Origin of the sequence: Streptomyces chlorus, assembly GCF_042655885.1 — a bacterium.
Classification (GTDB): Bacteria; Actinomycetota; Actinomycetes; order Streptomycetales; family Streptomycetaceae; genus Streptomyces; species Streptomyces chlorus.
The window spans coordinates 56,474-77,048 of the sequence record NZ_JBHSOA010000018.1 but is presented as its reverse complement, the minus strand read 5'-3'; the positions used below and the strand labels follow the sequence as shown (position 1 = coordinate 77,048).

The window sequence follows — 20,575 nt, the reverse complement described above, 5'->3', positions numbered from 1 at the left end:
TCGCCGACGGCGGCTCAATCGCGTCGGATCGCTCGTCCATAGACCGTGCATCGCCCGTCGCCCCCCTCACAGTCTGCAATGTCAATCCCCCGCGCCGACCGGTCAGCGGCGCGGCCCCTGTCGGGACGATACACCAGTCCCGTCACTCAGGGACATAGTCTCTCTACTCTCCGTGACAATCACCTGATATATGAGTACCCATCGCATCCGGGAAAACGCGGACGGTACTCGAAACGGACTACATGCTTACCGCCTCCGTCACCAGGATCACGTTCCGGAGCTCTTCCCGGTTCACGAATCGGTTCAACTGGTCCACCAGCAGTCGCTCGGCACGTGGCCGGAACGCGGAGGTGGGTCCGCCGGCGTGCGGGCTGACGAGAACGCCCGGGGCCCGCCACAGGGGATGATCCGAGGGGAGCGGTTCGGGATCGGTCACGTCGAGGGCCGCGGTGATACGACCGCTCTCCACCTCGGTGAGCAGGGCCGAGGTATCGACGACGGGCCCCCGGGCCACGTTGACGAGCAGCGCGCCGTCCTTCATCCGGGCCAGGAAGCCGGCGTCCACGAGGTGGTGGGTGGCCTCGGTGAGCGGGGTGGAGAGGATGACGACATCCGCCTCCGGCAGCAGCGCGGGCAGTTCGGTGAACGGGTGCACCGGGCCGCGCGCCGTGGTGCGTGCGGAGCGCGCGACGCGCGCCACCCGCGCGAGCTCGAACGGAACGAGCCGGTCCTCGATGGCCGCGCCGATCGCCCCGTACCCCACGATGAGCACGTTCCGGTCGGCGAGCGCGGGCCTGAATCCGCCGAGCCACTCCCCCTTGTCCTGCGCCCGCACGAAGTCGGGCAGGCCGCGCAGCGAGGCCAGGACGAGAGCGAGCGTCAGCTCCGCCGTGCTCGCCTCGTGCACGCCGCGCGCGTTGCAGAGTCGCACGCCGGGGCCCAAGTGGCGCAGGCCGGGCTGTACATGGTCGACGCCGGCGGACAGGGTCTGCACGACCTCGACCGAGCTCATCAGCGGCAGCGGGCGCACCCCGACGCCGCCGGCCTTCATGTACGGCACGACGTAGAACACGCAGTCGGCCGGGTCGGCCGGGTACTCCTCCGCGCCGTCCCAGAAGTGGTACCGCGGCCCCTTCACAAGACCCTCGATCTCGTCCGGCGGGATGGGAAGCCATACGTCAGCATTCATGGTCCGGAGGCTATGTCAGGGGCCCGCGACGCCAGAGGTTAGGTTGGGGTCCGGGAGAGGGAGGGTCACGACCAGGTGGAGCGCAGGACGATCGGCGCGGCGGCGCTCGCGGTGGGGGCCGTCGGACTCGGGTGCATGCCGATGAGCTGGGCCTACAGCACCTCGCGGCAGCGCGGCGAGGATTCGCTCAGGGCGGTGCACCGGGCACTCGACCTGGGGTCGACGCTGCTGGACACGGCCGACATGTACGGCCCGTTCACCAACGAGCTTTTGCTGGGGCGGGTGTTGAAGGAGCGGCGCGGCGACGCCTTCGTGTCGACGAAGGTCGGTCTGCTGGTGGGCGATCAGCACATCGTGGCCAACGGCCGCCCTGGGTACGTGAGAAGGGCCTGCGATGCCTCACTGCGCCGGCTGCAGACCGACGTCATCGACCTGTACCAGTTGCACCGCGCGGACCCGGAGATCCCCGTCGAGGAGACCTGGGGCGCGATGGCGGAGCTCGTACGGGCCGGAAAGGTGCGGGCGTTGGGGCTCTGCGCGGTCGGTGCGCGATCCGCGCGGCGGCCCGGGGCGCGGCTGCACGACGCGACGGTCCGGCAACTGGAGCGGGTGCAGCAGGTCTTCCCGGTGAGTGCGGTGGAGGCGGAGCTGTCGGTGTGGTCGCCCCAGGCGCGGGAGGCGCTGCTGCCGTGGTGCGCTGCGCGCGGTGTGGGTTTCCTGGCCGCGATGCCGCTGGGCAACGGCTTCCTGACCGGCACGCTGACGCCGGGTGAGGGTTTCGAGGCGGACGATCTGCGGGCCCGGCACCCCCGTTTCACCGCCGAGATGATGGCGGCGAACCAGCCGATCGTGGCCGGTCTGCGCCGTGTCGCCCGCCGGCACGGCGAGGACGTCACCCCGGCGCAGGTGGCCCTGGCCTGGGTGCTGGCGCAGGGCGGGCAAGTGATCCCGGTGCCGGGCGCCAAGCAGGAGCGGTGGGTCGCCGAGAACGCGGGGGCGGCGGACCTGCGCCTGGCGGAGGCCGACCTGGCGGAGATCGCGGAACTGCCCGCGGCCCAGGGGTCGTGGGACTGAGAGACGGAAGACCGCGGGAGGGGGGCCGGGCACCACGGGCCGCCGGACCGAGACCGTGGGACCGGGCCGAGACCGTAGGACCGGGCCGAGGTCGGACGGTGTTCGGCGGTTCGGACTCACGTGATCGGGAACCTGTGGGGCGCGGGCGGTGTATGACAGGGAGAACCCGCCGCGTCGAAGGGACGACATCGTGCACCACCGAGCCGTTACGGCCGTACTGGCCACCGCCGCGCTCCTGCTGACGGCCGGCTGTTCCTCCGACGACGGAGGATCGCCGGAGAAAGACGCCGGCTCCTCTCCGGGCAGTTCGGCCGGGCGGTCCTCGTCCCCGGGGAGCGGCGCCGAGGAGACGCCACCCGCGAAGGGGTCGGTGAAGGTGCTCCGTACGGTCGGTACGGACCTGCGCTCCCCGTGGGGGCTCGCGCCCCTGGCCGACGGCGATCTGCTGGTGTCGTCACGGGACGAGGCCACGATCAGCCGGGTCGACGCCGACACGGGCGAGACGTCCGAGCTGGGCGAGGTGCCGGGGGTGTCGCCGTCCGGCGAGGGCGGCCTGCTCGGCATCGCGCTCTCCCCCGAGTACGCCTCGGACCGCATGATCTACGCCTACTTCACCTCGGCCTCGGACAATCGCATCGTCCGCATGATCCACGACGAGAAGAAGCCCGAGGGTGAGCGGTTGGGCGCACCGGACACGGTGTTCCGGGGCATCCCCAAGGGAGTGGTCCACAACGGCGGCCGGATCGCGTTCGGCCCGGACCGGATGCTGTACGTGGGGACAGGCGAGAGCGGCGACACCGGCCTCTCCCAGGACAAGAAGTCGCTGGGCGGCAAGATCCTGCGGCTGACCCCGGAGGGCGAGCCGGCGCCGGGCAACCCATTCCCCGACTCCGCGGTGTACTCACTGGGTCACCGCAATGTGCAGGGCCTGGCCTGGGACTCCAAGCAGCGGCTGTTCGCCTCGGAGTTCGGCCAGGACACGTGGGACGAGCTCAACGCGATCAAGCCCGGTGCCAACTACGGCTGGCCCGAGGCGGAAGGCACGTCCGACGACGACCGCTTCCGTGATCCGATCGCCCAGTGGGGCACGGACGAGGCCTCCCCCAGCGGCATCGCGTACGCGGAGGGGTCGATCTGGATGGCGGGCCTGCTCGGCGAGCGCCTGTGGCGGATCCCGCTCAAGGGCACGGAGGTCTCGGCGGACCCGCAGGCCTTCCTGAAGGGCGAGTACAGGCGGCTGCGCACGGTGGCGGCGGCGGGCGGCGACAAGCTGTGGCTGGTCACCAGCAACACGGACGGCCGCGGCGACCCGAGCGGCGAGGACGACCGCATCCTGGAGGTCCGGGTGAGCTAGGACCGGTCAGGCTTCCCGGTGGTTCCGACGTCCCCGGTGACCCCGGTGTTCCCGGCGGGGGCGTCGGGGGCGAGGGCCGGGTCGGGCTCGTCGGGTTCCGGTGACGGGCGTACGACGACCTTTCCGGACGCGAGGTCTATCGGTCCGTGTCCGGGATCGGCGTCACCGACGTCCTCCCGGGTCAGTTCGAGGCGGTTCTGCTCGTCCCGGGTGTGCTTGCGGCCGGGAGCGAACAGCTCCTCGAAGGCGTTGAACATCGCTCCCCCTTCCAGGGTCGCGTGGGCGTGCCGCCCATTATCCCGCCGCGGACCGGTTCCCGGCCGGGGCCGCGAACAGCCCCAGCCGGTGGGCGACCGCCGCCGCCTCGCCGCGCCCGGAGACTCCGAGCTTGCCGAGGATGTTGGACACGTGGACGCTGGCCGTCTTCGGCGAGATGAACAGTTCCTCGGCGATACGGCGGTTGGTATGGCCGGCGGCCACCAGGCGCAGCACGTCGCGTTCCCTGCCGGTGAGGCCGAGGGCTTCGGCCGGATCGGCGGAGGCCGGGGCGCGCTTCCCCGGGCCGGGGTCCAGGGCGAGGCGGGCGCGCTGGGCCAGCAGGGTGGCCGACCGGGCCAGTGGGGCTGCCCCGAGACGCCCGGCGACGGCTCTGGACAGCCGGAGCAGTTCCGTGGCGCGGGCACGCTCGTCCTCGCCCGTTCCTGAGGCGAGCAGCGCCTCGGCGAGCCGGAGGCGGACCCGGGCGAGGTCGTAGGGCCGCTCCAGCTGTTCCAGAGCGGCGACGGCCGCGGCCCACTCCTCCGGTTCCGGCCGGCCCTCGGCGCGCGACAGTTCGGCGCGCAGCCACACCTCGTACGCCCGCCACAGCGGGACGCCGGTGGTCAGGGTCCGGGCCGCCGCGCGGAGGTGTCCGAGGATCCTCGGGCGGTCCGGTTCGGTGGCCGGGTCGCCGTACGCGTCGGCCTCGGCGGTCGCCGCGGCGAGCAGCAGCGGCCAGCCGTAGCGCTGGGTGCCGGGCGGGAACCCCGAGGCGAAGGCACCGAGGGCGGTGAGCAGTTCGGTCCTGGCCTCGGCCAGGCGGCCCTCGGCTGCGGTCCCGACGGCGACCCGGACCATCGGCAGGAAGTGCTGCGGCATGGAGTCGTGGGTGCCGAAGGAGGCGCGGGCCGCGCGGAGATGACGGCCGGCCTCGGCCGTCTCGCCCCGGTCGAGGGCGAGACCGGCCAGGCACACCCAGGCTCCGGCGCGTGGTTTGGCGCTCTGCTCGAGGTGATGGGCGCCGGCGGCGGCCTCGGCCGCCTCGTCCCAGCGGCCGAGGGAGTGGAGGGTCTCGGCGAGGTTGCCCCACACCCAGCCCTCCGAGTCCAGCAGGCCGAGCTCGCGGGTGACCCGCAGGCCTTCCCTCAGGAGTGCGGCCGCCTCCTGTGAGCGGCCGATGCCTTCGAGGGCGGACGGCAGGTTGATGTGGCTGCGGCCCACCACCGTGTCCACGCCCAGTTCGGTCGCCCGGTCCTTGACCTCGTACATCTCGGCGAGTCCGGCGTCGATGTCACCCGCGTCGACCTTGAGGCCGCCGAGCGTGAGCCGGGCATTGAGCTCGATGTCGTGGGCGCCGACCATGCGTGCGTACTCGACGGCCCGTTCGGCGGCGGCCATGGCGTCGGGGCCCGGCTCGTGCAGCATGGACCAGTTGGCGGCGGAGGCGAGGACCTCGGCGTGCACCTCGGACGGGGGCAGGCCGCGCACCAGGTCCTGTGCGGTGCCGAGTTCGCTCCAGCCGTCGCCGCGGGCGAGGGACTGGGTGAGCCGGGAGCGCTGGACCCAGAACCAGGCGGCGCGCAGCGGGTCCGGTTCCTCCTCCAGAGCGCGCAGGGCCCGCTTGGTGATCTTCATGGCGCGTTCGCGTTCCCCGCAGAGCCGCCCGGCGACGGCGGCCTCGGCCAGCAGGTCGAGGTGGTGCAGGGGGACCGCCTCGGCCGCCTCCGGGTCACCGTCTTGGGATGCACCGGGCGGCGTGCCGCGTCGTTGGGGCGGTGGGGGCGGGTATGCCTCGGTGTAGGCGACCGGGTGCAGGGCGGTCCGTACGGCGTCGGGGACGGAGTCCCACAGTTCCATCGCCCTTTCCAGCAGGCCCAGTTGCTCGGAGTAGGCGTGGCGTCTGCGGGCCTCGACGGAGGCGTCGAGGACGGCGGGCAGAGCCTTGGTGGCGTCGTGGGCGTGGTACCAGTAGCTGGCCAGGCGGGTCACCCGCTCGTCGGCGGGGACGGGGGTGGGGTCGGCCTCCAGGGCTTCGGCGTAACGGCGGTTGAGGCGGGAGCGTTCGCCGGGCAGCAGGTCGTCGCTGACGGCCTCACGGACCAGGGAGTGGCGGAAGCGGTAGCCGTCCCGGTCGGGCGCGGGCGTGAGGATGCCGGCGTTGACCGTGGAGCGCAGTGCGCCGAGGAGGTCGTCCTCGGCGAGCCGGGCGACGGCGGCCAGCAGCCGGTGCTCGACGGTGGAGCCGCCCTCGGCGACGCACCGGACCACCTGCTGGGCGCTCTCGGGCAGGCCCTCGACCCTGACCAGGAGCAGGTCGCGCAGGGTGTCGGTGAGTCCGGTGCGGCAGCCCTCGGGGGAGGCGGCGGCGAGTTCCTCGATGAAGAAGGCGTTGCCGTCGGAGCGTACGAAGATCTCGTCGACGTGGTCCGGTTCGGGTTCCCGGGCGAGGATGCCGGCGAGCTGGCGGCCGGCCTCCTCGCGGTTGAAGCGGCCGAGTTCGATGCGGTGGACCGTGCGGAGCCGGTCGAGTTCGGCGAGCAGGGGGCGCAGCGGGTGGCGGCGGTGGATGTCGTCGGACCGGTAGGTGGCGAGGACGACGAGGCGGCCGGTGCGCAGGGTGCGGAAGAGATAGGCGAGCAGGTGGCGGGTGGAGGCGTCGGCCCAGTGCAGGTCCTCCAGGGCGAGGACGACGGTGTGTTCGGCGGCGACGCGTTCCAGCAGGCGGGCGGTGAGGGCGAAGAGGCGGGCCATGCCGTGTTCGTCGCGCCGGGTCTCGGGGGCGGCGGTGCCGAGTTCGGGGAGCAGGCGGGCCAGTTCCTCCTCCTGCCCGGCGGCCGCGGCGGCGAGCCGGGCGGGGAATTCGCGGCGCAGCTGGCGCAGGGCGGTGGAGAAGGGGGCGAACGGCAGGCCGTCGGCGCCGATCTCGACGCAGCCGCCGAGGGCGACGACCGCGCCCCGGCGGCGGGCCGCGGCGGCGAACTCCTCGACGAGGCGGGTCTTCCCGACGCCGGCCTCGCCCCCGACGAGCAACGCCTGCGGCTCGCCCGCGCCGGTGGCGGCGCGGGCGAGCGCGGTGTTCAACGTGTCGAGTTCGCCGGTACGGCCGACGAACACGGGACTGACGGACCTGGTCTCCACGGTCCCGAGCATCGCACGCGGGTCCGCCGGCGCGGCACCGGTTTTCGCCGCCCAAGGCACCGCGGGGCGGCGCCCGTTCAGGGCCGGAACCGGTTGGACGCCGCTGCTTCCGGGCTCGGTGCGGCGCTCCGGCGCCGGTTTCGTGCCGACGGAACGACGGCCGACCCCCGTACGGCCACCGTTGCGCGTCAGGTCACTCTTCCCCGTGCGGTCACCGCGGCCGGCGCTCCCCGTCCCCGCGGCGGGGCTCATACGGCTCGGGCGAACCGGTGGCGGTGTGGGCGGCGGCTATGGCTCTCGTGCTCGGCGCCGCGTGCCTCGGCCTCGCGGCGGGCGGCACGGGCGAGACGGACGGCCTCGCGAGCCCTGCGCTCGTCGTCGGCCTGGCGGATGAGGTCGGCGGAGCGGTTCTTGGCGAACTCGTACTCGTACATGGTGTGGTCCCTCTGGGGGTCGGTGTCCGGCGTCGCTTTCTGCGATGCCTCCACCTTCGTCTCCCAGGCGGGCCGGCCACATCGGGAGAGTTCCGCATCTTCGGCGGCCCCCGGGGGCCTTAGGCGCGTGTGAGGGGCCTCGGTCCGGCCATAAGGTGCTCGTGGCCGGACTAAGGCCCCTCGGGAACTGCGCGGAATCTCCCCGGTACCTGCCGGGGCCTGCGGTGGCTCAACCGGCGGCGGGCAGCCCCAGCAGGACGTCGGTGTACTTGAGGACGGCGAACAGCAGCCCGATGACGCCGAGTGCGACACCGGCCCAGGCGACCGACTTGATCCAGGGCGCCTGCGCGGCGCCCGGCGTGCCGAACACGGGCCGGGCGAGCACCGCCACACCGACGATCAGCGCGGTGAGCGCGAACAGGCCGCCCCACAGTGCGCTGGTCTGCCAGGCGTCGCCGTAGACCTCCTTGATCTGGATGGCGACGGTCGAGTCCGCGGCGGTCTCCAGCTGGCCGACGAGGGTCTCGCGGGCGGCGGCCACCGTGCCGAGCCAGCTACCGGTGAGCGAGACGACGCCGAGCCCGGCGGAGACGATCGCCGCGGCGCCCTGCCCGACGCCGGGGGCGCCCTGGGCCTCCGGCGTCGAGGCCGTGTCCGGCTCCGGCTCCGTGGTGCCGCCGTCGGCCGCGTCGGCGCCAACGGCCGCTCCGGCCTCGGTCCCGCTCCTGTCCGCGCCGTTGTCCGCGCTGTTGTCCTCGGCCCTGGCCGCTTTCTCGGTCTCGGTCTCGGTCTTGGTTCCCATGAGGCGCACCGTACGGACGCTCTCTGAGAAGTGCCTTAACGATCGCTGTGCGCCGCGCGTGTCTGCCGCCATTCGGGGGCCAGGACCGACCACACCTCAAGGTCGTGCCGTACGCCGTGGTGGAGATGGAACTGGCGCCGTACCCCGTCGAGGGTCATGCCGAGCCGGCGGGCGGTGTTGAGGCTGGGCTCGTTGCCGGCGGCGGCGACCCACTCCACGCGGTGGATGCCCCGCTGGTCGATCACCCAGTCGATCAGCACCCGCATGGCGCGGGTGACCAGCCCGCGCCCGGTGGCGGCCGGCTCCAGCCAGCAGCCGACCTCGCAGGTGCCGTTGCCGGCGTCGAAGTTCGACGTGAGCACCCCGCCCACGAGGGTGCCGTCCAGCCACAGGCCGTGCAGCGCGGCCGCGTCGGCGGCGCGGAGGTCGGCGTACCGCTGGAGGGCCTCTCGCGCGGTGGGCACGTCGACGGCCTTGGAGCCGAAGGGGACGTACTGGTTGATGAATTCCCGGCCCCGCTCCAGATGGGCGAGGAACTCCTCCGCGTGCCAGGGCTCCAGGGGACGCAGTTCGGCTCCGTCGTCACCCAGTCGTATGGCGTACATCCGTCTGTCGTTCCTCCTTGGCGAGCACGTCCTCCACCTCGGTGTCGGTGGCGGCGGCCAGCCTCTCATGGGCGGCCCGGCTCTCGGGCGGCTCGATGCTGATGCGCGGCAGGATCCGGTCCAGCCGGCGCGGCAGCCACCAGTTGGCGCCGCCGAGCAGATGCATGAGGGCGGGGACGAGCAGGGTCCGCAGCACGAAGGCGTCGAGGGCGACGGCGGCGGCGAGCGCGATGCCGAACATCGCTATCACGCGGTCACCGGTCAGGACGAAGGCGAGGAAGACCGAGATCATGACCACGGCCGCGGAGTTGATCACCCGGCCGGTCTCGGCGAGGCCGACCCGTACCGCACGTCGGTTGTCGCCGGTCTCCAGCCATTCCTCGTACATCCGGCTGACCAGGAAGACCTGGTAGTCCATGGAGAGCCCGAAGAGGACCGACACCATGATCACGGGCAGGAACGGTTCTATGGGGCCCGCGCTGCCCAGGCCCAGCAGTTCACTGCCCCAGCCCCATTGGAAGATCGCCACGACCACGCCGAAGGCGGCGGCGACGGCGGCCACGTTCATCGCCGCGGCCTTGAGCGGGATGGCTATGGACCGGAAGGCGAGCAGGAGCAGCAGACAGCCCAGGCCGATGACGACGCCGATGAAGAGGGGCAGTTTGCCGATGATGACGTCGGCGAAGTCGTCGTAGCCGGCCGTCACGCCACCGACCCGCACATCGAGGGTGGTGCCGGCCTCGGCGCGCGGCAGTACGTCCTCGCGCAGCCGGTCGACCAGGTCGCTGGTCCGCTTCGACTGCGGGGAGGACTCCGGTACGACGGAGAGGTAGGCGGTGCCGCCGTCCGCGCTGTGGACCACCGGCCCGACGGACGCGACGCCCTCGGTCTCGCCCAGTACGGGGCCGATCCGGTCCAGGGCAAGCCGGTCGGCGGCGCCGTCGACCTCGGTCACGAGGGTGAGCGGGCCATTGACGCCGGGGCCGAATCCGTCGGCGAGGAGGTCGTAGGCCTGGCGGGTGGTGGAGGTCTTCGGGTCGTTTCCCTGGTCGGACGTGCCGAGGTGCAGGGAGGAGGTGGGCAGCGCCAGCACCGCCATGACGAGCAGGGCGAGCGAACCGAGCAGCTTGGGCCTGCGCTCCACGAACGCCGCCCAGCGGGCGGCGAAGCCGGTCGGCAGTTCCGGCTGCGGGCCGGCCTGGGCCAGCCGGCGCCGTTCGCGGCGGCTGAGCGCGCGCATGCCGATGAACGACAGCAGCGCGGGCAGCAGGGTGACGGAGGCGGCGACGGTCAGCACCACGGTGAGCGAGGCCGCGACGGCTACGCCGTTGAGGAAGTTCAGCCGGAGGATCAGCATGCCCAGCAGGGCGATGCACACGGTGGCCCCCGCGAACACGACCGCGCGTCCGGTGGTGGCGACGGCGTCGGTGGCGGCCTCGGCGACGGACAGTCCTCGCTTGAGTCCGCGCCGGTGCCTGGTCACGATGAACAGCGCGTAGTCGATACCGACGCCGAGTCCGATCAGCATGCCCAGCATCGGCGCGAAGTCGGCGACGGTCATGACGTGCCCGAGCAACACGATCGAGGCGTACGCGGTGCCGACGCCGACCAGCGCGGTGGCGATGGGCAGCAGCGAGGCGGCGAGCGAGCCGAAGGCGAGGAAGAGGACGACGGCGGCGACGGCCACTCCGACAATCTCGGCGAGGTGCCCCTCGGGTGCCCCGGTCAGCGCGGCGGCGCTGCCGCCCAGTTCCACCTGGAGGCCGTCGGTCTCCGCGGCCTTGGCCGCCTCGAGCACGGCCGCCGCCTCGCCCTTGTCGATGTCCTTGGCCAGGTCGTCGAAGATGACGGTGGCGTAGGCGGTGCGGCCGTCCGCGCTGATCCCGCCGGTGCCGTCGTCCCCGTACGGGCCCGTCACGGCGGTGATGCCGGGCAGGCCCTCCATCCGGTCCAGGGTGCGGGTCATGCTCTGTTCGACATCGGCGTCCAGGACGCTGCCGGACGGGGTGTGCCAGACGACGGTGTCGCTGTCGCCCGAGAGGGCCGGGAACCCCTTGCGCAGCAGTTCGGTGGCGTGCCCGGACTCGGTGCCGGGCACCTCGTAGTCGTTCGAGTACGCGTTTCCGGTCGCGAAGGCTCCGGCCGCGACCCCGCCGAGGGCGAGGAGCCACAGCAGAACGGTGATCAGACGGCGTCGGACACACCAGCGTGCGAGTGCTGTCACGAATCACGCTCCAGAGTGACTGTCGGTGGATCTTTGACCGGGAACAGTCGCTTGTGAACCGAACAGCCCGCAAAGAACGCATAAGCAAGGAAGTCGCACTCTTCCAGCTCTGAATGATCCTTTGTTACGTTCGTGTGTTTATTCACAAAGCGCGGAATTCACACATCTCATGACAATCAACTGAAATTGTCTCTGGACGTGAGGTCGCTCACTCGTACGGGGGTCAGTCGAACTGATCCCCCAGCGCCATCACCATCAGCCCCGCGATCAACAGCCACAGCGCCCTGCGGGTCCGTCCGCGTGAGCCCAGTACGGCGGCGAGTGCGCAAGCGCCGGCGCCGCAGGCATAGGCCACCGGGACGAGGGCCGGGACGGAGCCCGTGAGGCGGAGCAGCGCCGCGGCCGTCCCGGCCAGGGCGAGTACGGTCCCGGCGCCGACCGCGGCCCACCGGGCCCGCCGGGCCTCCCGAAGCGCGTCGCCGCCTTGCTCGCCCTGTTCGACCTCGCCGGCGTCGTCGCCGTGTCCGGCGTCTTGGGCGTCTTCGGCGTCGTCGCCGTGTCCGGGGTCTTCGGCGTCGTCGGCTCGAGTGCCCGGGGACAGGTCGGAATCAGCGCGTCCGCTCATGGCGCGGGAGCGTATCGCCCCAGGCCCGGAACCCGGGATGCGGGGGTGCGGATCGCTTGTTGGCGTCCGTCGGTCCGACGTTGCGCGGCAGCCCGCCGCCCGGCCGAAACAGGAGCTTTGATGGCGGTCCGCCCGATTTCCGACGCGATAGCACCGGCGCTGACCGCGGGAGAGGGCCGACCGCAGGAGAGGGCTGACCGTATGAGAGAGGGGGACGCATCGAACCCGTGCGTCCCCCTCTTCGCTCTCCCGTGCGGCGCCCGGGGATCAGCCCTCGGCGACGCCCAGCTGCTGAAGGATCAGCTCCTTGACGCGGGCCGCGTCCGCCTGGCCGCGGGTGGCCTTCATGACCGCGCCGACCAGCGCACCGGCCGCCGCCACCTTGCCCCCGCGGATCTTGTCCGCGACGCCCGGGTTGCCGGCGATGGCCTCCGCCACGGCGGCGGTGAGCGCCCCGTCGTCGGAGACGACCTTCAGGCCGCGCTTGTCGACCACCTCGTCCGGGGTGCCCTCGCCCGCGAGGACGCCCTCGATGACCTGCCGGGCCAGCTTGTCGTTCAGGTCGCCGGAGGTCACCAGCGCGGTGACGCGGGCGACCTGCTCCGGCGTGATCGCCAGCTCGTCGAGCGCCTTGGCGGACTCGTTGGCGCTGCGGGCGAGTTCGCCCATCCACCACTTGCGGGCGGAGGCCGCGTCCGCGCCGGCGTCGATCGTGGCGACGATCAGGTCCAGCGCACCGGCGTTGAGGATCGCCTGCATGTCGGTGCCGGAGATCCCCCACTCCTCGCGGAGCCGGTTGCGGCGCACCAGCGGCAGCTCGGGCAGGCCTGCGCGCAGCTCCTCGACCCACTCACGGGACGGGGCGACGGGGACCAGGTCGGGCTCCGGGAAGTACCGGTAGTCCTCGGCCTCCTCCTTCACACGGCCGGAGGTCGTCGACCCCGTCTCCTCGTGGAAGTGCCGGGTCTCCTGGATGATCGTCCCGCCGTCGTTCAGCACGGCGGCGTGCCGCTGGATCTCGAAGCGGGCCGCGCGCTCCACGGACCGCAACGAGTTGACGTTCTTCGTCTCCGAGCGGGTGCCGAACTTCTCCCGGCCGTGCGGGCGCAGCGACAGGTTGACGTCGCAGCGCATCTGGCCCATCTCCATCCGGGCCTCGGACACGCCGAGTGCCCGGATGAGCTCGCGCAGTTCACGCACGTAGGCGCGCGCGACCTCGGGGGCCCGCTCGCCCGCTCCCTCGATCGGCTTGGTGACGATCTCGATGAGCGGGATGCCGGCGCGGTTGTAGTCGAGCAGGGAGTGGGACGCGCCGTGGATACGGCCGGTGGCGCCGCCGACGTGCGTCGACTTGCCGGTGTCCTCCTCCATATGGGCGCGCTCGATGGCCACGCGGAAGGTTTCGCCGTCCTCCAGCTGCACGTCGAGGTAGCCGTCGAAGGCGATCGGCTCGTCGTACTGGGAGGTCTGGAAGTTCTTCGGCATGTCCGGATAGAAGTAGTTCTTCCGGGCGAAGCGGCACCACTCGGCGATCTCGCAGTGCAGCGCGAGTCCGATCTTGATGGCGGACTCGACGCCGATCGCGTTGACGACCGGGAGTGCGCCCGGCATGCCGAGGCAGATGGGGCAGGTCTGGGTGTTCGGGTCGGCGCCGAGCGTGGTCGAGCAGCCGCAGAACATCTTGGTCCTGGTGCCGAGTTCGACATGGACCTCGAGGCCCATGACGGGGTCGTACGACGCGAGTGCGTCCTCGTACGACACCAGGTCGGTCGTGGTGGTCACGGTGTAACTTCCCTCTCAGCCCAGCAGGACGTCGTCGTCGCCCAGCCGCTTCAGCTCGCGGTACAGGATGGCGAGGCTCGTGACGATCGCGACGGCGGACACGGTGGCGTCGATCAGGACCAGGGTGTCCTTCTCGTGCCGCGCCTTCTTGACACGTTTGGCGACGCCGAGCGCGCCGAAGGCGGTGGCGGCCATGGACAGATACGTACCGGACCTGGACTTCTTGAAGCCCTTGGCCTTGGTCAGTGCGCTCACAGCGACGGAGCCTCCTCGATCAGCGGGTGGCCCCACTTTTCCACGAAGGCCGCCTCGACGGCTGCGCCCACCTTGTAGAGGCGGTCGTCCTTCATGACCGGGGCGATGATCTGCAGTCCGACCGGCAGGTTGTCCTCGGGCGCGAGGCCGCAGGGCAGCGACATGGCCGCGTTGCCGGCCAGGTTGGTCGGAATGGTGCACAGGTCGGCGAGGTACATCGCCATCGGGTCGTCGGCGCGCTCGCCGATCGCGAAGGCGGTGGTCGGGGTCGTCGGGGAGACGATCACGTCGACCTGCTCGAACGCCGTGTCGAAGTCCTGCTTGATCAGCGTACGGACCTTCTGGGCGCTGCCGTAGTACGCGTCGTAGTAGCCGGAGCTGAGCGCGTACGTGCCGAGCATGATGCGGCGCTTGACCTCGGGGCCGAATCCGGCCTCGCGGGTCAGCGAGGTGACCTCCTCGGCGGAGCGCGTGCCGTCGTCGCCGGTCCGCAGGCCGTAGCGCAGGCCGTCGAAGCGGGCGAGGTTGGAGGAGCACTCGGACGGGGCGATCAGGTAGTACGCCGACAGCGCGAGGTCGAAGGACGGGCAGTCCAGTTCGACGATCTCGGCGCCGAGTCCCTTCAGCAGCTCGACGGACTCGTCGAACCGCTGGATGACGCCGGCCTGGTAGCCCTCGCCGCGGAACTGCTTGACGACACCGACGCGCATGCCGGCGACCGAGCCGTTGCGGGCGGCCTCGACGACCGGGGGGACCGGGGCGTCGATGGAGGTCGAGTCGAGCGGGTCGTGCCCGGCGATGACCTCGTGCAGCAGGGCCGCGTCCAGGACCGTGCGGGCGCAGGGGCCGCCCTGGTCGAGGGAGGAGGAGAACGCCACCATGCCGTAGCGGGAGACCGCGCCGTAGGTCGGCTTCACGCCGACCGTGCCGGTGACGGAGGCCGGCTGGCGGATGGAGCCGCCGGTGTCGGTGCCGATGGCGAGGGGGGCCTGGAAGGAGGCGAGCGCGGCGCTCGACCCACCGCCGGAGCCGCCGGGGATCCTGGTCAGGTCCCAGGGGTTGCCGGTCGGTCCGTAGGCGCTGTTCTCGGTCGACGACCCCATGGCGAACTCGTCCATGTTGGTCTTGCCGAGGATGACGATGTCGGCGGCCTTGAGCCGCTTGGTGAGCGTCGCGTCGTACGGCGGGATCCAGCCCTCGAGGAGCTTCGAGCCGACGGTGGTCGGGATGCCCTCGGTGGTGAAGATGTCCTTGAGCGCGAGCGGGACGCCGGCCAGCGGGCCGAGCTTCTCCCCCTTGGCGCGCTTCTCGTCGACGGCACGGGCCTGGGCGAGGGCACCCTCGCGGTCGACGTGCAGGAAGGCGTGCACCTTCTCGTCGACGGCCTCGATCCGGGCCAGGTGGGCCTCGGTGACCTGGACGGCCGTGAGTTCGCCGGAGGCGATCCTCGCGGCGGTCTCGGCCGCGGTGAGCTTAATGATGTCGATCATGCGATTCAGTCCTCCCCCAGGATCTGCGGCACCTTGAAACGCTGCTGCTCCTGGGCCGGGGCGCCGGAGAGCGCCTGCTCGGGGGTGAGCGAGGGACGGACCTCGTCCGGGCGCATGACGTTCGTCAGCGGGAGCGGGTGCGAGGTCGGCGGTACGTCTTGGTCGGCGACCTCGCTGACGCGGGCCACCGCGCCGATGATGTCGTCGAGCTGGCCTGCGAAGTGGTCGAGCTCTTCGGGCTTCAGCTCCAGACGCGCCAGCCGGGCGAGGTGGGCGACCTCCTCGCGCGTAATGCCAGGCATGCAGCGTTCCTCTGGGGTGAGTGTGCGGTTCGGGCTAGGACCTGCCGTCGCGTCCCGGGCCGGGCGTGGCGCGGCAGGCGGGAAGATGACGACAGGCCCCAATCCTATGGGGCGCGGCCCCATACCCGTGAAACGGTTTCCCCGCACCCCCCGAAAGCGGTGCCGCGGCCCGGCTCCCCGGGCCCCGCCGCCGTGGTCGCACCGCCGCGACCGGTCCCGCGTCGGGGGCCGGTGTCAGGCCGGGCGGCCGAAGTCGTCGGCCGCCGATGCCGGGAGGGCGGCCGCCGGGCGCTGCCAGCCGCGGGAGCCGCGGGCGAGGAGCCAGGCCGTGGTCTCGTCGGGCGGCATCGCGGCCGCGACCAGCCAGCCCTGGACGGCGTCGCAGCCGAGGTCGCGCAGGCGTTCCCAGGTCTCGTCGTCCTCGACGCCCTCGGCGACGACGAGCAGTCCGAGCGAGTGGGCGAGGTCGACGGTGCAGCGCACGATCGCGGCGTCCTCGGTGTCGACGGCCAGCCGGGCCACGAACGAGCGGTCGATCTTCAGCTCGCTGACGGGCAGCCGCCGTAGGTGCACGAGGGAGGAGTAGCCGGTGCCGAAGTCGTCGAGGGACATCTTCACGCCGTGTCCGGTCAGTCCGTTGAGGGTGTCGGCGGCCCGCTGCGGGTCCTCCAGGAGGACGTGCTCGGTGATCTCGAGCTGGAGGGCTCCGGCCGGTACACCGTGCCGGGCCAGTCGCGCCGCGACGGAGCCGGCGAAGCCGGGGCTGTGCACGTCGCGCGGGGAGACATTGACCGCGACCGGCACGAACAGGCCCTGGGCGCGCCACTGGGCGACCTGCCCGAGCGCGGCCTCCAGCACGTAGTCGGTGAGCTGCGGCATCAGGCCGGAGGACTCGGCGATCGCTATGAACTCGTCCGGCGGCACCCTGCCGCGCTCCGGGTGTACCCAGCGGACCAGGGCCTCCAGGCCCGCGACCTGTCCGTCGAAGCGGACCTTGGGCTGGTAGTGGAGCTGGACCTCGTGGGCGTCCAGGGCCCGGCGCAGATCGCCCAGAAGCCCCAGCCGGTCGGGAGTGTTGGAGTCCCGCTTGGACTCGTAGACCTCGACGCCCGTACGGTCCCGTTTGGCCTGGTACATCGCCACGTCCGCGCGCCGCAGCAGGCCCTCCGCTTCGAGGGCGTGGTCGGGGAAGACGGCGACGCCCGCGCTGGCCTCCAGCACGAGGGTGAGGCCGTCGAGGTCGAGGGGCGAGCTGAGGGCGGCCACCAGGCTGCGGGCGACCCGGGTCGCGGACGTGGTGGAGTCGACGACCGGCAGTAAGACGGCGAACTCGTCGCCACCGAGCCGCGCGGCCTCCGCCCCGCGCGGCAGGGCCAGCCTCAACCGGTCGGCGATCTGCAGCAGCAGCCGGTCACCCGCGAGGTGACCGAGAGTGTCATTGACCGATCGGAACCGGTCGAGGTCGATCAGCATGAGGGTGGCGCGGGCGCCCGCGCGCTCGGCGTCGTCCAGCGCGGTCCAGATGCGCTCGAGGAGCCACTGGCGGTTGGGCAGCCCGGTCAGCGGATCGCGCAACTGCTCCTCCGCGCGGGCCCTGGCGATCCACAGCATGGAGTCGAGCGCGATCAGCGGGATGGCGAACAGCGGCAGGACGATCGGCCGGGCGTCGGCGACAACGCAGATCAGCGGCGCTATGCCGAGCAGCGCCACCGCGACCAGGCCCTGTCTGACCAGGGCGGTGCGGGCGACCGTGGGCAGTCCGCCCCGCGGGACGTGCAGGTACCAGTAGAGGGTGCGGGTGACCGCGAGATACGCGGCGGCGACCAGCACCACCTCGAAGGCGGTGTGCAGCCCCCAGGTGTCCGGGGTCGAGGGGTGCTCGACGGACGGTACGGACCCGCACAGGGCCAGCACCAGCGCGCCGGCGCCGATGCCGAGCAGATCCACCGCGCCGTGCAGGATGCCCTGCCGCCAGCGGCCCCGCCGGGCCACGCCGACCAGCACGACCACGGTGAGGCTGACCATGCCGGCCGGGACCCAGCCGTAGAGCAGCAGCACGGCGAGGGTGACCGCGGCGCCCGAGCCGGTGCCGCCCCACCAGCGGGAGCGGCCCAGCATCACGAGGTGGCCGACGACGATCCCGGTCAGTACGGCCAGGGACCAGCCGACGCGGCCGGACGGGAAGAGCGCGTGACCGCCGGTGAACGCTCCCAGGACGCCGGCACCGAGCACGAACGCGGCCGCCGAGACGACCGCCGTGGGCAACGCGGGCCAGGAGAGGTGCCGTTCCGCGTGTGCTTCGGACAGCCCGGGACCGTCCGAGGACAGTCCGATGGCGAGCGAGGGCGCTCCGGGGCCCCGCCCGGCGCCCGGCTGTCCTGCCGCCGGCCGCCCCGCGGCCTGCTGTCCGGTGCCGCGCGCGCCATGGGGGCGTGCGTCCGCGGCACGCGCCCCGAGGCGCCCCGGTGCGCCCACAGGCCCCGCGGGCCGTCCTGCCCCACGTCCGCGCCGCCGTACGGCCGCCATGCGGCGCAGGCCCAGGCGCAGCCGTGAGCCCGGGGCGGCGCTCTCGGTGGGTTCCATTCCCGTCCCTCTCACAGCCGGCGGTGCCCATGCCACACGGCTCGATGCCCGACGACCCCCGGCGACTCCGTGAGAGAAAGCCCTTCCACGGTGCCGCCACGAACACGGGGATACCCCGACCGCAGCTGGGCACGGTGGGCGCACCTCCCAACAGTAGGCCGCAGAGGGCTTCCAGGGGCACCGGTCTCCGACGGTTGCCCGAATGCGCCCCAGCCACCCGTATACATCTGGTATGCACCGATCGGGTGACCTTTCACCCCTGGTCCTCGGTGGGCAGAGCCACGCCGGCCGCCGCCTTTGGCCCTTCGTCGAGCAGGACGTTGAAGCCCTCCTCGTTCAGAACCGGCACCTTGAGCTGCATCGCCTTGTCGTGCTTCGACCCCGGGTTGTCACCCACGACGACGAAGGAGGTCTTCTTCGAGACCGAACCGGTCACCTTCGCTCCGCGGGTCTGCAGCGCTTCCTTCGCACCGTCCCGGGTGAAGTGCTCCAGGGTGCCGGTCACCACGACCGTCAGGCCCTCGAGCGGGCGCGGGCCCTGGTCCTCCCCGGCCCCCTCGTCCTCCATACGGACGCCGGCCGCCCGCCACTTGCGGATGATCTCGCGGTGCCACTCCTCGGCGAACCACTGCTTGACCGAGGCGGCGATGATGCCGCCGACGCCCTCGGTGTCGGCCAGTTCCTTCTCCGTGGCCTGCTCGATCCGGTCGACGGACCGGAACTCCCGGGCCAGTGCCTCCGCCGCGACCGGGCCGACGTGCCGGATCGACAGCCCGGTGAGGACCCGGGCGAGCGGACGCTCCTTCGCCGCCGCGATGTTCGCCAGCATCGCGACCGCGTTCTTCCTCGGCTCACCCTCCTGGTTGGCGAAGACGGTGGCGGTCTTCTCCTCGCCCGTCTTCGGGTCCCGCTTGGGCAGCCCGCTGTCCTGGTCGAGGACGTACGCCGTGATGGGCAGCAACTGCTCGATGGTGAGGTCGAACAGGTCGCCCTCGTCCTTCAGCGGCGGCTCCGCGGGCTCCAACGGCCGAGTGAGCGCCGCGGCGGCGACATAGCCGAAGTGCTCGATGTCCAGCGCCTTGCGGCCTGCGAGATAGAACAGGCGCTCCCGCAACTGGGCGGGGCATGTACGGGCGTTGGGGCAGCGCAGGTCGATGTCGCCCTCCTTCATCGGCCGCAGCGGCGTACCGCACTCCGGGCACTTCGCCGGCATCGCGAACGCGTGCTCGCTGCCGTCGCGCAGGTCGGCGACCGGGCCGAGGATCTCCGGGATGACGTCACCGGCCTTGCGCAGCACCACCGTGTCGCCGATGAGGACGCCCTTGGCCTTGACCACGTCCTGGTTGTGCAGCGTGGCGAACTCCACCTCGGAACCGGCCACGGTGACCGGCTCGACCTGCGCGTACGGCGTGACCCTGCCCGTACGGCCCACGCCCACGCGGATGTTGACGAGCTTGGTGTTGACCTCCTCGGGCGCGTACTTGTACGCGATGGCCCAGCGCGGTGCGCGCGAGGTGGAGCCGAGGCGGCCCTGGAGCGGGATCTCGTCGAGCTTGACCACCGCGCCGTCGATCTCGTGCGCCACGGAGTGCCGGTTCTCGCCGTAGTACGCGATGAACTCCCGTACGCCGGCGAGGCCGTCGACCACACGGTTGTGCTCGGAGGTGGGCAGGCCCCACTTCTTCAGCAGGTCGTACGCCTCGGAGAGACGGGCGGAGCCCTCGAAGCCCTCCAGGGCGCCGATGCCGTGGACGACCATGTGCAGCGGGCGGGTGGCGGTGACACGCGGGTCCTTCTGGCGCAGCGAACCGGCCGCCGCGTTGCGCGGGTTGGCGAAGGGCTTGTCACCGGCCTCCACCAGGCGGGCGTTGAGGCCCAGGAACTCCTTCATCGGGAAGAAGACCTCGCCGCGGATCTCCACGAGGGCGGGCACCCCGTCGCCCTTCAGACGGTCCGGGATCTCGGCGATGGTCCGCACGTTGGGCGTGATGTCCTCGCCGGTGCGGCCGTCGCCGCGGGTCGCCGCGCGGACCAGGCGCCCGTGCTCGTAGGTGAGGTTGACGGCGAGGCCGTCGACCTTGAGCTCGCACAGGAAGTGGAACTCCTGTGCGCCCAGCTCCCGGTGGATGCGCTCGACCCAGGCGGCGAGGTCGTCGTCGTTGAAGGTGTTGTCGAGGGAGAGCATGCGGGAGCGGTGCTGGACGGCGGTGAACTCCGTCGCGTACGCCCCGGCGACCTTCTGGGTCGGGGAGTCGGGGGTGCGCAGTTCGGGGTACTGCTCCTCCAACCTCTCCAGTGCGCGCAACAGCCGGTCGAACTCGGCGTCGCTGACGACGGGCGCGTCGTTCACGTAGTACCGGAAGCGGTGCTCCTCGATCTGCTCGGCGAGCCGGGCGTGCTGCTCCCGCGCCTTCGCCGGCACGCTCGTCGTCTCCGCCTGCTGGTCACCCGCCACCGTGT

The 20,575-nt window shown here is 72.1% G+C and carries 16 protein-coding genes; 2 read left to right on the top strand and 14 right to left on the bottom strand.

The features are described from left to right. Nucleotides 1–238: 238 nt before the first annotated feature. Complete coding sequence (locus ACFPZI_RS10160; RefSeq protein ID WP_381361140.1) at nt 239–1,189, bottom strand: 2-hydroxyacid dehydrogenase; 951 nt, start codon at nt 1,187–1,189, stop codon at nt 239–241. A 75-nt stretch (nt 1,190–1,264) separates the two neighbouring features. On the opposite strand from ACFPZI_RS10160, the gene ACFPZI_RS10155 reads away from it, so the two are divergent. Beyond that, nucleotides 1,265–2,263 (top strand): aldo/keto reductase, encoded by a 999-nt coding sequence (locus tag ACFPZI_RS10155; RefSeq protein WP_381361137.1) that lies wholly within the window; start codon nt 1,265–1,267, stop codon nt 2,261–2,263. A gap of 190 nt (nt 2,264–2,453) precedes the next feature. Next, entirely contained in the window at nt 2,454–3,617 is a 1,164-nt protein-coding gene (locus ACFPZI_RS10150; protein ID WP_381361134.1) for a PQQ-dependent sugar dehydrogenase, read from the top strand. Here the strand turns inward: ACFPZI_RS10150 and ACFPZI_RS10145 are convergent. The 13 genes from ACFPZI_RS10145 to ligA all read right to left on the bottom strand — a co-directional run bounded on the left by ACFPZI_RS10145 (nt 3,614) and on the right by ligA (nt 20,570). Then, entirely contained in the window at nt 3,614–3,874 is a 261-nt protein-coding gene (locus ACFPZI_RS10145; RefSeq protein ID WP_381361131.1) for a DUF6191 domain-containing protein, read from the bottom strand. The genes ACFPZI_RS10150 and ACFPZI_RS10145 overlap by 4 nt on opposite strands. Nucleotides 3,875–3,911: 37 nt before the next feature. After that, complete coding sequence (locus tag ACFPZI_RS10140) at nt 3,912–7,025, bottom strand: helix-turn-helix transcriptional regulator (protein ID WP_381361129.1); 3,114 nt, start codon at nt 7,023–7,025, stop codon at nt 3,912–3,914. Between the two features lie 236 nt (nt 7,026–7,261). Beyond that, the gene (locus tag ACFPZI_RS10135; RefSeq protein WP_381361126.1) at nt 7,262–7,447 is read right to left on the bottom strand and encodes a hypothetical protein; all 186 of its coding nucleotides are present in this window, start codon (nt 7,445–7,447) and stop codon (nt 7,262–7,264) included. Nucleotides 7,448–7,676: 229 nt separating this feature from the next. After that, nucleotides 7,677–8,249 carry a hypothetical protein gene (locus tag ACFPZI_RS10130; protein WP_381361123.1) on the bottom strand — a complete coding sequence of 191 codons (573 nt, stop codon included), beginning with the start codon at nt 8,247–8,249 and terminating at the stop codon, nt 7,677–7,679. 35 nt (nt 8,250–8,284) lie between these two features. Continuing rightward, nucleotides 8,285–8,854: a GNAT family N-acetyltransferase gene (locus ACFPZI_RS10125; RefSeq protein WP_381361120.1), complete on the bottom strand. Its 570-nt coding sequence runs from the start codon at nt 8,852–8,854 to the stop codon at nt 8,285–8,287. Further along, nucleotides 8,832–11,078 carry an MMPL family transporter gene (locus tag ACFPZI_RS10120; RefSeq protein WP_381361117.1) on the bottom strand — a complete coding sequence of 749 codons (2,247 nt, stop codon included), beginning with the start codon at nt 11,076–11,078 and terminating at the stop codon, nt 8,832–8,834. The genes ACFPZI_RS10125 and ACFPZI_RS10120 overlap by 23 nt, the downstream gene beginning before the upstream one ends. A gap of 223 nt (nt 11,079–11,301) precedes the next feature. Further along, the gene (locus ACFPZI_RS10115; RefSeq protein ID WP_381361115.1) at nt 11,302–11,703 is read right to left on the bottom strand and encodes a hypothetical protein; all 402 of its coding nucleotides are present in this window, start codon (nt 11,701–11,703) and stop codon (nt 11,302–11,304) included. A gap of 267 nt (nt 11,704–11,970) precedes the next feature. Continuing rightward, nucleotides 11,971–13,485, bottom strand: a complete 1,515-nt coding sequence (gene gatB, locus ACFPZI_RS10110) for an Asp-tRNA(Asn)/Glu-tRNA(Gln) amidotransferase subunit GatB (protein ID WP_381361113.1) — start codon at nt 13,483–13,485, stop codon at nt 11,971–11,973. A 15-nt stretch (nt 13,486–13,500) separates the two neighbouring features. Next, the gene (locus ACFPZI_RS10105) at nt 13,501–13,740 is read right to left on the bottom strand and encodes a hypothetical protein (protein ID WP_055573565.1); all 240 of its coding nucleotides are present in this window, start codon (nt 13,738–13,740) and stop codon (nt 13,501–13,503) included. Then, nucleotides 13,737–15,230 carry an Asp-tRNA(Asn)/Glu-tRNA(Gln) amidotransferase subunit GatA gene (gatA, locus tag ACFPZI_RS10100; RefSeq protein ID WP_381361111.1) on the bottom strand — a complete coding sequence of 498 codons (1,494 nt, stop codon included), beginning with the start codon at nt 15,228–15,230 and terminating at the stop codon, nt 13,737–13,739. Before gatA ends, ACFPZI_RS10105 begins: the two co-directional genes overlap by 4 nt. Before the next feature lie 5 nt (nt 15,231–15,235). Beyond that, the gene (gatC, locus tag ACFPZI_RS10095; RefSeq protein WP_031117542.1) at nt 15,236–15,532 is read right to left on the bottom strand and encodes an Asp-tRNA(Asn)/Glu-tRNA(Gln) amidotransferase subunit GatC; all 297 of its coding nucleotides are present in this window, start codon (nt 15,530–15,532) and stop codon (nt 15,236–15,238) included. Nucleotides 15,533–15,766: 234 nt separating this feature from the next. Next, complete coding sequence (locus ACFPZI_RS10090; RefSeq protein ID WP_381361109.1) at nt 15,767–18,115, bottom strand: putative bifunctional diguanylate cyclase/phosphodiesterase; 2,349 nt, start codon at nt 18,113–18,115, stop codon at nt 15,767–15,769. A 253-nt stretch (nt 18,116–18,368) separates the two neighbouring features. After that, nucleotides 18,369–20,570: an NAD-dependent DNA ligase LigA gene (gene ligA, locus ACFPZI_RS10085; protein WP_381361464.1), complete on the bottom strand. Its 2,202-nt coding sequence runs from the start codon at nt 20,568–20,570 to the stop codon at nt 18,369–18,371. Nucleotides 20,571–20,575 lie beyond the last annotated feature (5 nt).

Coding starts and splice junctions, on each gene's coding strand:
- ACFPZI_RS10145 (WP_381361131.1), bottom strand. CDS start 3,874: ATGTTCAACGCCTTCGAGGAGCTGTTCGCTCCCGGCCGCAAGCACACC.
- gatA (WP_381361111.1), bottom strand. CDS start 15,230: ATGATCGACATCATTAAGCTCACCGCGGCCGAGACCGCCGCGAGGATC.
- ACFPZI_RS10115 (WP_381361115.1), bottom strand. CDS start 11,703: ATGAGCGGACGCGCTGATTCCGACCTGTCCCCGGGCACTCGAGCCGAC.
- ACFPZI_RS10090 (WP_381361109.1), bottom strand. CDS start 18,115: ATGGAACCCACCGAGAGCGCCGCCCCGGGCTCACGGCTGCGCCTGGGC.
- ACFPZI_RS10135 (WP_381361126.1), bottom strand. CDS start 7,447: ATGTACGAGTACGAGTTCGCCAAGAACCGCTCCGCCGACCTCATCCGC.
- ACFPZI_RS10140 (WP_381361129.1), bottom strand. CDS start 7,025: ATGCTCGGGACCGTGGAGACCAGGTCCGTCAGTCCCGTGTTCGTCGGC.
- ACFPZI_RS10125 (WP_381361120.1), bottom strand. CDS start 8,854: ATGTACGCCATACGACTGGGTGACGACGGAGCCGAACTGCGTCCCCTG.
- ACFPZI_RS10160 (WP_381361140.1), bottom strand. CDS start 1,189: ATGAATGCTGACGTATGGCTTCCCATCCCGCCGGACGAGATCGAGGGT.
- gatC (WP_031117542.1), bottom strand. CDS start 15,532: ATGCCTGGCATTACGCGCGAGGAGGTCGCCCACCTCGCCCGGCTGGCG.
- ACFPZI_RS10130 (WP_381361123.1), bottom strand. CDS start 8,249: ATGGGAACCAAGACCGAGACCGAGACCGAGAAAGCGGCCAGGGCCGAG.